Below are 9,666 nucleotides of genomic sequence, written 5' to 3'. Positions count from 1 at the left end.
TACGAGTCGGTCTGATCCACTCGGCTTAACTCACCTCGTTCAACCGCCAAGCCACAAAGCGCCATGCATGGCAGGATGTTTTGTGGTTCCCGATAGCATTCAGAGCAAAAAAACGTCGGAGAAGACGGTGAATGATGCTGCTGTAGCGCAGATGCGGCGGCAGAATCCGGATAAGATCGAGCGGTGTTAAAGAATGTGGTTATATTCAATGCGGTGGCACGGCAATAGCAGATGAATTCACTGATTCAGGTTAAAAGCATTACAAAAACTACAAACTTTCGCATGCTGATGCAGCGTATTTCGACAAAATGGGCACGTTTGCATTACTTAACTATTCCTTGTTTTTCCTGCGATTACTAACTTCTAACCTTGCAAGTTGCGTATTGGGCTTGTCTTAGAACTGTCGGGGAGATAACCAATAAGCCAATCCATCGCCTAATGAAACGCATCCCAAAGCAACACAAGGCTATTGTGGCAATAACCTATCAGCAATGCTACGAACAGACAATAAGGATTAGCTGTGGCAGCTTTGTGCCGAAAGCGGACGTTACCGAGCCCGCTTAAACACTCCCCACCACCTTCGCACAATCTGGTGCATCCCCTCCATAACAGTGCACACTTTTAGTTCACCCCGCTCCTCCCTCACTGACTAAAATCCATCCCAAAACACGACACAAAACAAAATACACATTTAATTTCAATAACTTAAAAAAGTTGGCACCACTTCTGCTAACTACCTAAGCAAAAATAAAAACAAGAACACCCGGTTAAGACAGTTAGCGCTACTCCCGCTGACCCTTAAGCCAAAAATAAAAATAAAATCTCACTCACTCATGAACAACGGCGTTCATCCACCCCCGGCTTTCCCGACCGGTAGGTAGATGAGCGCCTTTTTTTTGGCCGCAAACAGAAGGTTTGAGCGAATCAATGAAAAAAGAGCATCTGGTAATTATCGGCAACGGCATGGCGACCGGGCGACTGCTCAGCGAAATTACAGCGCTGGATGCAGACCGTTACGCCATCACGGTGTTCGATCAGGAACCACACGGAAGTTATAACCGGATCATGCTCTCGCCTGTTCTCGCCGAGGAGATGACGGCCAAGGAAATTGTGATCCACCCAACGGCTTGGTTTGCGCGCAATAACATCACACTGCATACGGACGATCCGGTAATCAGCATTGATCGTGACCACCAGTGTGTGACCAGCCTGCGCGGTGAAGTGGCCTATTACGACAAATTGGTTATCGCGACCGGATCGGAACCTGCACTACCAGCTGCGGCACGCGACTGCGAGCTTGAGGGCATTCTCAGCTTCCGCAATATGCGCGATGTAAAACGTATCAAAGAGCAGGCCAATACCAGTGAACATGCCCTGGTGATTGGCGGTGGTTTGCTGGGGTTGGAAGCAGCATACGGTCTGCGCAAACAGGGTATCGAGGTGACCGTTCTGCATCGCGGCGAATGGTTACTGAACCGCCAGCTGGACGAAGCGGCAGGCAAACTGCTGCAGGCAGAGCTGGAGAGCCGTGGTATCCACGTGCTTCTGGACAAGGAGGCATTGGCATTTAAGGGTGACAGTCATATCTCTTCTGTCCTGCTATCTGATGGCAGCGAACTGCAGGTTCAACAGGTGGTGATCGCCATCGGCATCGTGCCACATGCCGAACTGGCGGAGGCTGCGGGCCTGGATTGTCAGCGTGGTGTGCATGTGAACAACCGTATGCAGACCAGCGACCCGTTGATCTACGCACTGGGTGAATGCTGCCAGTACGGCGACGACACCTTCGGCCTGGTCGCACCGATCTGGGATCAGGTGCAGGTATTAGGCAACGTGCTCTGCGACGACGGCAGCCACCGATTCGCGGTCAATCCGACCGCTACCAAACTCAAGATCTCCGGCATCGATCTTTACTCTGCCGGGGAGTATCTGGACAGCGACGACACCGATGCAGTGGTCTTCAAGGACCGCTTCAACGGGACCTACAAGAAACTCCTGTTCCGCAAAGACCGCATGGTAGGCGCGGTGATGTACGGCGACGTGCAGGACGGTAACTGGTACTTCGACCTGATCCAGGAACAACAGACTATCCGGGCAATCCGCCCACATATCATTTTTGGCCGCGCTTTCTGCGAAAAAAAGAGTGCCGACGCAGGCACCGAAACAGAGCGCACAACCATTGCGGCAGCATCTTAAGAGGACCTCTCCCATGAGCAAACAGAAATTAGTTGTTATCGGTAACGGAATGGTGGGTCACCACTATCTGGAAAATCTGGTGGAGTCCGGTTTCGCCGAGCAGTACGAAATCACCGTGTTCTGTGAAGAACCCCGTCTGGCCTACGACCGTGTGCACCTGAGCGCCTACTTTGATGGCTCCAGTGCTGACGATCTGGCAATGGGCACGCCAGCCCAGTACGAGAGCTGGGGCCTGAACGTACGGGTTGGCGAAAAAGCCGTCGCAATTGACCGCGACAACAAAACTGTCACCGCCGCAAACGGTGACCTGCTGAGTTACGACAAACTGGTACTGTCCACCGGATCTTACCCGTTTGTCCCACCGGTTCCTGGCCATGATCGGGAAAACTGCCTTGTCTACCGCACCATCGAGGATTTAGAGGCTATTGAAGCCGCTGCCAAGGGATCCAAAGTGGGCGTAGTAGTCGGTGGCGGTTTGCTTGGCCTGGAAGCGGCAAAAGCCCTGCGTGATCTTGGAATGGAAACCCACGTAGTGGAGTTTGCCCCCCGTCTGATGGCTGTACAGCTGGATGAAGACGGTGGTCAGCTTCTGCGCAGCAAGATCGAAGGCCTGGGTGTAAAAGTACATACCAATAAAAATACCCAGCTGATCGATGATGGCGAATCCGCAATGCACCGTATGAATTTCGCGGACGGTGAAAAGCTGGAGACGGACCTGATCCTGTTCTCCGCCGGTATTCGCCCCCAGGACGAACTTGCCCGTCAGAGTGGACTCGAGATAGGCGAGCGCGGCGGTATCGTAGTGAACAATCACTGCCAGACCTCCGATGAAAACATCTACGCCATCGGCGAGTGCGCCCTGTGGAATAATCGAATCTTCGGTCTTGTTGCGCCGGGCTATACCATGGCCAAGACAGCTGTCTCCCACATGCTGGGTGGCACTGAAGAATTTACCGGTGCTGATATGAGCACCAAGCTGAAACTACTGGGTGTGGACGTAGGCTCCATCGGTGATGCCCACGGTATGACCCCTGGCGCAATCAGCTACAAATACGCTGACGATGCAGCGGAAAGCTACAAGCGCATCATCGTTTCTGAAGACAAGAAACACCTGCTGGGTGCGGTACTGGTCGGCGATTGCAGCGAGTACGACACCCTGCTGCAGTACGCGCTGAACGGTATCGAGCTGCCAGCTCACCCGGAAAGCCTGATCCTGCCATCCCTGGACGGTGCAGCTGCTCCGGCACTGGGCCCGGATGCACTGCCGGAAACCGCCACCATCTGTTCGTGCCTGAACGTGACCAAGGGCCAGATCTGCTGCTCCATTGATGAAGGCGCAACTGATGTCGGCATGGTGAAGGATGCCACCAAAGCAGCATCCGGTTGTGGTGGTTGTGCCGCCCTACTGAAGAGCGTGGTGGACAACGAGCTGGAGAAGCGTGGTGTTGAAGTCAGCACCGATATCTGTGAGCACTTCCCGCATACCCGAGAAGAGATCTACCACATCATCCGCGTGGAAGGGATCCGCAGCTTCGGTGAACTGCTGAAGAAACACGGTAAAGGTCTGGGCTGTGACATCTGTAAGCCTACAGTGGGCAACATGCTGGCGTCCTGCTGGAACGAACTGATCACCAAGGAAGAGCACGTTCACCTGCAGGACACCAACGACACCTTCATGGCGAACATGCAGAAGAACGGCACCTACTCCATCGTGCCACGTATCGCCGGTGGTGAGATCACCCCTGACAAGCTGATCGTACTGGGTGAAGTGGCGAAGAAATACAACCTCTACACCAAGATCACCGGTGGTCAGCGTGTCGACCTGTTCGGCGCACAGCTGCACGAACTGCCGCTGATCTGGGAAGAGCTGATCGCTGCAGGCTTCGAAACCGGTCACGCCTACGGTAAGTCAGTACGTACCGTGAAATCCTGTGTCGGCAGCACCTGGTGCCGCTATGGCGTGAAGGACAGTGTGGGCATGGCGATCAACATCGAAAACCGCTACAAGGGCCTGCGTTCACCGCACAAACTGAAGTTCGCCGTGTCCGGTTGTACCCGTGAGTGTGCCGAAGCCCAGAGTAAGGATATCGGCGTCATCGCCACTGAAAACGGCTGGAACCTCTACGTGTGTGGTAACGGCGGTATGAAACCACGTCACGCTGACCTGTTCGCCACCGACCTGGATGACGAAACCCTGATCAAGTACATCGACCGCGTGCTGATGTTCTACATCAAAACCGGTGACCGCCTGCAGCGTACCTCCGTCTGGATGGACAACATGGAAGGCGGCCTGGACTACCTGCGCGATGTAGTGATCAACGACTCCCTGGGACTGGCCGAAGAGCTGGAAAATCAGATGGCCCACATCGTGGAAACCTACGAGTGTGAATGGAAAGCCACCATCAGCGACGAAGAGAAACTGAAGCGTTTCCGCACCTTCGTTAACGAAGAGGGCGGCGACCCACAGATCATCAACATCATTGAACGTGATCAGATCCGTCCGGCCTGATCCGGACTGAGCAAACTTTAGAAGGAGATTTCAGATGAACAGTGCAACTCATATCGATTGGAAAACCCTCTGCTCCCTTAGCGATCTGGTGCCGTTCTCCGGTGTCGCGGCCAAGATGGGTGAAGCGCAGATTGCCCTCTTCTACCTGCCGGGTCAGGAGAAGAGCCTGTTTGCGGTGTGCAACCACGACCCGGTCAGCAACGCCAACGTCATCGCACGTGGCATCATCGGCGACCTGAACGGCGAACCGGTGGTGGCCTCCCCCCTGTATAAGCAGCACTATGCCCTGAAAAGCGGCGTGTGTCTGGAAGACGAGTCCCTCTCACTGCGCACCTTCCCAGTGCGCTTGAATGGCGAACATGTGGAAATCATGAACGCCTGACAATAACAAATAGCAATGTCCCCCATTTTTCACGGCCGTCTTTTGACGGCTCTTTTTTGTGTGTCACCAACAGAGTGACGCAGTTGTAGGTTGGCCATCGCAGAGCGATGCCCAACATGTCGTCTCAAAATGGCCACTGAAGTGTTGGGCATCGCTTCGCGATGGCCAACCTACGTATTTTCTATGTAATTCGGATCGCTCGGCAGCCCGTCGTTAAACCGAGAAGAGATACCCTCTCGACCCATTGCACCTCAAACACCCAGACCGCTACCATACCCACCAACAGTAAACGCGTCAGGAGTAGAAGCACGTGATCAAAACCATGGGCGCCGCCAGCGCTTCGCTAACCTTGTACCTGCCTAATCCACCCACTGAGATTCCACCGGGAATGGATCTGGCCCTGCCTGACATCGCCCAGCTTACCGACCTGAATGGAAACCATTGGCGCAAGATTTTCACCATTCTGGCCAAGCTTGCCGCACCCGACGACAACTGGCGTGAATATCGCGACCAGCAACTACTGCAGCACGCAGAACAGATCAGTTTTGCAGACACACTGGCAGAGCGTGAGGGGTGGCATCTAGTGGCAGGGAAAGCAAGCTGGCAACGACTGGGCTTTGCTGACGAAGCGGGAGTGCCGCATCAGATGCACCCCGTCGATGAAGAAGGAAGAGTGTTTATTAAGGATCAGATTGTATTGGTGCCCTACCCTGACTATCGCCAGTTTCCCAATCAGCTGATTGAGAAGCTTAGACAGCGGCTACACAGGTCAGACATGGTCTAACAACCGGTAAGTACGCTGCCCACCGTCGGGTCGTCTCCGTTGGCGGGGTTATAGTAATACGCGTAGCAGAGATCAGAGAGTTTCATCCCTTCAGGCCATACCAATACCAGCCCTCGACCGGACACGGTGATCGGTAATCCGGGGGCGCTACGTTGATTGCCCACACCACAAAATGCATTTGCGGTGCAGGTACTGTTGGTGCGGGTATATCCGATCTCTTTGCCAATATTCATAGCGTAACGCCAAGCCTTGTTCCAATGGCCGGTTATATAGCCACTGGATACCGATATGTTCTGCCCATCCACCACTATGTTTCCAGTATCAATGCCTTGCGTGATCGCTTGAGCTGCCACCATGGTGGAAGTCGAAGCCATTGCGGCTTCGACGCCTTTGATGGAGGCACGGCGGGCATCATCCGCGAGATCTAAAAAACGGGGTAAGGCGACAGCGGCCAGAATGCCGAGTAAGGCGATCACAATCACCAGCTCGACCAATGTGAAACCCCGACCAGCGGAGAACTCTGCGTTGGAAATCGGACGGTTAAAGCGTGAAAGGCTCTCGGTTCGCATACTGACATTCCTGTTACTTCAAGGAAGCTCGTACATTGCACGTACAATGACGAATCGATAGCTCTAGATAATAAAAGACCCTCTGTTAAAAAATCAGATTCAAACATCCGTTTTAAAGCAGTATTTCACCTTAAAGGCCAAATCTGGTGAAAACCGGGAAGAAGCGATCCTATTTTTTATAGACGAAACACATCACTGGTTTTGTGAATAGAGAAGCGTAGGTTGGTCTTCGCAACGCGAAGCCCAACAGCTAAGGGGCAACTGTATGTCAACGTGTTGGGCATCGCTTCGCGATGGCCAACCAACAATCAACTCACACTGTCGGCACTGACGATGAAGCATAAAAAAGCCCGCCTTGATATCAAGACGGGCAGTACAGGAGAGCCATGTTCCCTAACGCTATTTAGGCTTGTCTACCACCATATCTACACGGCGGTTGAGTCGCCTGCCATCCGATGTTTTGTTGCTCGCCATTGGCTGGCTTTCACCGTAACCAACTACTTTCAAGCGAGACGGATCCACACCATGATTGTTAACCAGACGATCATGCACTGCCTTGGCACGTCGTTCAGACAGCCACTGGTTGTACTCATCAGTGCCGGTTGAATCGGTATGGCCCGCAATCACTGCATCGGTTTCTGGATTATCAGCCAGATACTGCGCCGCATCTTCAATGTCTTTGTCATAGGTGTTGACCAGTTCCGAAGAGTTCAGCGCAAACTTCACATCCATACGGAAAGCGAGCTTGTTACCTTCGATTTCACGGAAGCGGGTATCCTTCTCAAGCAGACCGGCGATCAGGGCGTCCTTATCGATAGTGTGCTGAACTGGAACTTCTGGCGGGCAGCGACCAAAGGCATCAGCTTCCGGATCACGCTCCATCATTACGTTGGCACCGTCTGTACCAGACACATCAAAGGATGAAACCAGCTGTCCCATTGCGGCCAGGGTACGCGCCTGCGCCAGCTTGAGGTTGTGTACGGTATTCACATAGGTGCGCTGTACTTCGAAGTATTCGTTTTCGGTATCCAGCAAATCCAACAGGGTGCGCTGACCGATATCAAACTGCTTACGGTAAGCATCCCGCGCCTTGCCGATCGACGCCTGGTTACGATTCAGGTACTGCTCCTGCTCGGTCAGAGTTCGGATATCGTTGTGCGCAATAACAACCTGCTGACGCACGTCCCGGCACACTTTACGACGCTGGTGATAAGCGGAATCGATCAGGCGATCAAACTGGCGCTGGCGAGCACTGTCTGAACCACCGTTATAGAGGTTGTAACGCAAGAGCAGCTCGATCGCTTCTTCGTCACGCTCAACATTGACACCGTCGGTGTAATCCTCGATCTCTTTGCGCAAACGCAGATCCAGGCGTGGCAACATCGCCGCGTCTTTGTTTTTACGTGCCGCATGGGCGGCCAGCATATTTTCCTCGGCCGCGCTGATGTCAGGATGCGTGACGTAAGCGGTATTCAGTGCATCGATGCGGGTAGCCGGAATCAGCTCCAGGTTAAGGGCCGGATCTTGCAGCTGTTCCATCGGCAACACACCGATAACACGCTGGAAACGTGCAGTCACATCGTGCAGGTTGGTCGCTTCCGTCAGCAGGTTTGATTCTGCCAGGGCCAGGCGTGCGGTCGCCTGCTCAAAATCGACACGACGTCCTATACCTGCATCGGTACGGCGCTTGATGTCGTCATACACATCGCGGTGTTCGACGTAGTTTTGTTTCGCCAGCTCCACCAGCCTCTGGTAGCGCAATACATCGAGATACGCGCGGGTGGTTTCGAGCGCAACGTCTTCGGATGTTTTTCGGAATTCGTAGAACCGGACCTTGCTGATGTGGTCCAGACGATCCACTTCGTTCTTGGTGGCAAACCCATCAAACAACATCTGGGTTAAGCTCAAGCGGACGTTCCATGGGTCGTAAGAAAATGCGGGCTGATCATCCCTGTCCAAGCGCTCATGTCCGATCTGTCCTTCCAGATCTACACGAGGATAGTAGCCGCCCTTACCGACGCGCTTTTCTTCTTTTGATGCTTCAAAGTTATACCAGCTGGCTTTCACCTCAGGGTTACTTTCAACCGAACGCTGAATAGCCTCGTTGAGAGAACCGATAGGCTCCGCCCATGCTGGGGCTGCGACTACTACCAATGCAGCCAGAAAGAGACGATAGTTCATTTTCCAACCTGCCTTTAAGTATCAACTCCCCAACAACTGTTCACAGATTGAACAGATGATCGTATTTATCAAGGTAGTCGACAGCTGACTGTAAAGATAGGTTTACACCTAAATAATTGAGGACTATTTATTCAAGAACCGCTAGAATCGGCCGATAAATGAACAGCAGTTACACCAAGGCCGTATACTGATTGTTTAAAAGCAAAGAAACTAATGTTTGTTTTTTAAACGATTTTTCATTCAGTTTTGTAGTCAGTACCACAATTTCGACTGTTTCAGCTTGCTGAAGGAATTTAAGTCAGGGGTAGTATTTGTGCGTCAGAAAATCGGACGATGGGCCGCGGTTCTTTTTATTCCGCTGTTAGGGTTCTGCACGAGCGGATCTGTTTTAGCTACACAAACTCACAGTGCGTTAAGCCAACTTTTAAATCTACAAGAAATTGCAGAAACCCGTTACGGACTACCGGCTGCGGATTCTGTATATCGCTGGCGCAGTCTGCTGGATGCCAGCTCCGGCCTGCCTGAGCAGGAAAAACTCAAGCGTATCAACCAGTTCTTCAACCTTCACGTTTATTACGATGAAGACAAGCGTATCTGGCAAAAAGCCGATTATTGGGCGACACCGCTGGAAACCCTCGTGCAGGCACGGGGAGATTGCGAAGACTATACAATCGCCAAATATATCTCCCTGCGCTTATTGGATATTCCGGAAGATAAACTCAAACTGACCTACGTAAATCTGTATCCGGTGATCGGAGATAACAGCACAAAACAGGCACACATGGTTTTGGCCTATTATCCGGACGAACAATCCGAACCGTTGTATCTCGATAATTTGCAGGGGCAGATTTTACCGGCATCAAAACGCCCGGAGTTAAAACCGGTGTTCAGTTTTAATGACAGCGCAATGTGGGTAAATGGCGAAAAAACCAATGTAAAGCCATCTGTACAACTCAGCCGTTGGCGTGATGTATTAAATCGAATGCACAATGACGGCATGTAAGGCACATGCCGTCATTGTTTTCCTGCACTCACTCAGCTATCC

The 9,666-nt window shown here is 52.5% G+C and carries 8 protein-coding genes; 6 read left to right on the top strand and 2 right to left on the bottom strand.

Going from position 1 to position 9,666, the window contains the following annotated elements:
* The 5 genes from ACEQ15_RS03930 to ACEQ15_RS03910 all read left to right on the top strand — a co-directional run.
* A partial coding sequence (locus ACEQ15_RS03930; protein ID WP_370277746.1) for a hypothetical protein occupies positions 1 to 190 on the top strand: 190 nt, incomplete at its 5' end.
* Positions 191 to 927: 737 nt separating this feature from the next.
* Positions 928 to 2,196 (top strand): NAD(P)/FAD-dependent oxidoreductase, encoded by a 1,269-nt coding sequence (locus ACEQ15_RS03925; protein ID WP_370277745.1) that lies wholly within the window; start codon positions 928 to 930, stop codon positions 2,194 to 2,196.
* 13 nt (positions 2,197 to 2,209) lie between these two features.
* Positions 2,210 to 4,705, top strand: a complete 2,496-nt coding sequence (nirB, locus tag ACEQ15_RS03920) for a nitrite reductase large subunit NirB (protein WP_370277744.1) — start codon at positions 2,210 to 2,212, stop codon at positions 4,703 to 4,705.
* A gap of 34 nt (positions 4,706 to 4,739) precedes the next feature.
* Complete coding sequence (gene nirD / locus ACEQ15_RS03915) at positions 4,740 to 5,087, top strand: nitrite reductase small subunit NirD (protein WP_370277743.1); 348 nt, start codon at positions 4,740 to 4,742, stop codon at positions 5,085 to 5,087.
* A gap of 310 nt (positions 5,088 to 5,397) precedes the next feature.
* Positions 5,398 to 5,871, top strand: coding sequence for a hypothetical protein (locus ACEQ15_RS03910; RefSeq protein WP_370277741.1), 474 nt, complete (start codon positions 5,398 to 5,400; stop codon positions 5,869 to 5,871).
* Here ACEQ15_RS03910 and ACEQ15_RS03905 read toward each other — a convergent pair.
* Both ACEQ15_RS03905 and ACEQ15_RS03900 read right to left on the bottom strand, forming a co-directional pair.
* Complete coding sequence (locus tag ACEQ15_RS03905; protein WP_370277740.1) at positions 5,868 to 6,440, bottom strand: type II secretion system protein; 573 nt, start codon at positions 6,438 to 6,440, stop codon at positions 5,868 to 5,870. The two genes, ACEQ15_RS03910 and ACEQ15_RS03905, sit on opposite strands and share 4 nt — an antisense overlap.
* Positions 6,441 to 6,839: 399 nt before the next feature.
* Positions 6,840 to 8,621, bottom strand: a complete 1,782-nt coding sequence (locus tag ACEQ15_RS03900; RefSeq protein WP_370277739.1) for a TolC family outer membrane protein — start codon at positions 8,619 to 8,621, stop codon at positions 6,840 to 6,842.
* Positions 8,622 to 8,934: 313 nt separating this feature from the next.
* On the opposite strand from ACEQ15_RS03900, the gene ACEQ15_RS03895 reads away from it, so the two are divergent.
* Positions 8,935 to 9,624 carry a transglutaminase-like cysteine peptidase gene (locus ACEQ15_RS03895; protein ID WP_370277738.1) on the top strand — a complete coding sequence of 230 codons (690 nt, stop codon included), beginning with the start codon at positions 8,935 to 8,937 and terminating at the stop codon, positions 9,622 to 9,624.
* Positions 9,625 to 9,666: the final 42 nt, after the last annotated feature.

Source organism: Pontibacterium sp., from assembly GCF_964228735.1.
In the GTDB taxonomy this organism is placed as follows: domain Bacteria; phylum Pseudomonadota; class Gammaproteobacteria; order Pseudomonadales; family Balneatricaceae; genus Pontibacterium.
The sequence above is the reverse complement of the archived record's forward strand: the minus strand, read 5'-3'. Positions and strand labels throughout refer to the sequence as shown.

Excerpts from the sequence above, each read along its gene's own strand:
- ACEQ15_RS03925 (WP_370277745.1), top strand. The coding sequence starts at position 928 with ATGAAAAAAGAGCATCTGGTAATTATCGGCAACGGCATGGCGACCGGG.
- nirB (WP_370277744.1), top strand. The coding sequence starts at position 2,210 with ATGAGCAAACAGAAATTAGTTGTTATCGGTAACGGAATGGTGGGTCAC.
- nirD (WP_370277743.1), top strand. The coding sequence starts at position 4,740 with ATGAACAGTGCAACTCATATCGATTGGAAAACCCTCTGCTCCCTTAGC.
- ACEQ15_RS03905 (WP_370277740.1), bottom strand. The coding sequence starts at position 6,440 with ATGCGAACCGAGAGCCTTTCACGCTTTAACCGTCCGATTTCCAACGCA.
- ACEQ15_RS03900 (WP_370277739.1), bottom strand. The coding sequence starts at position 8,621 with ATGAACTATCGTCTCTTTCTGGCTGCATTGGTAGTAGTCGCAGCCCCA.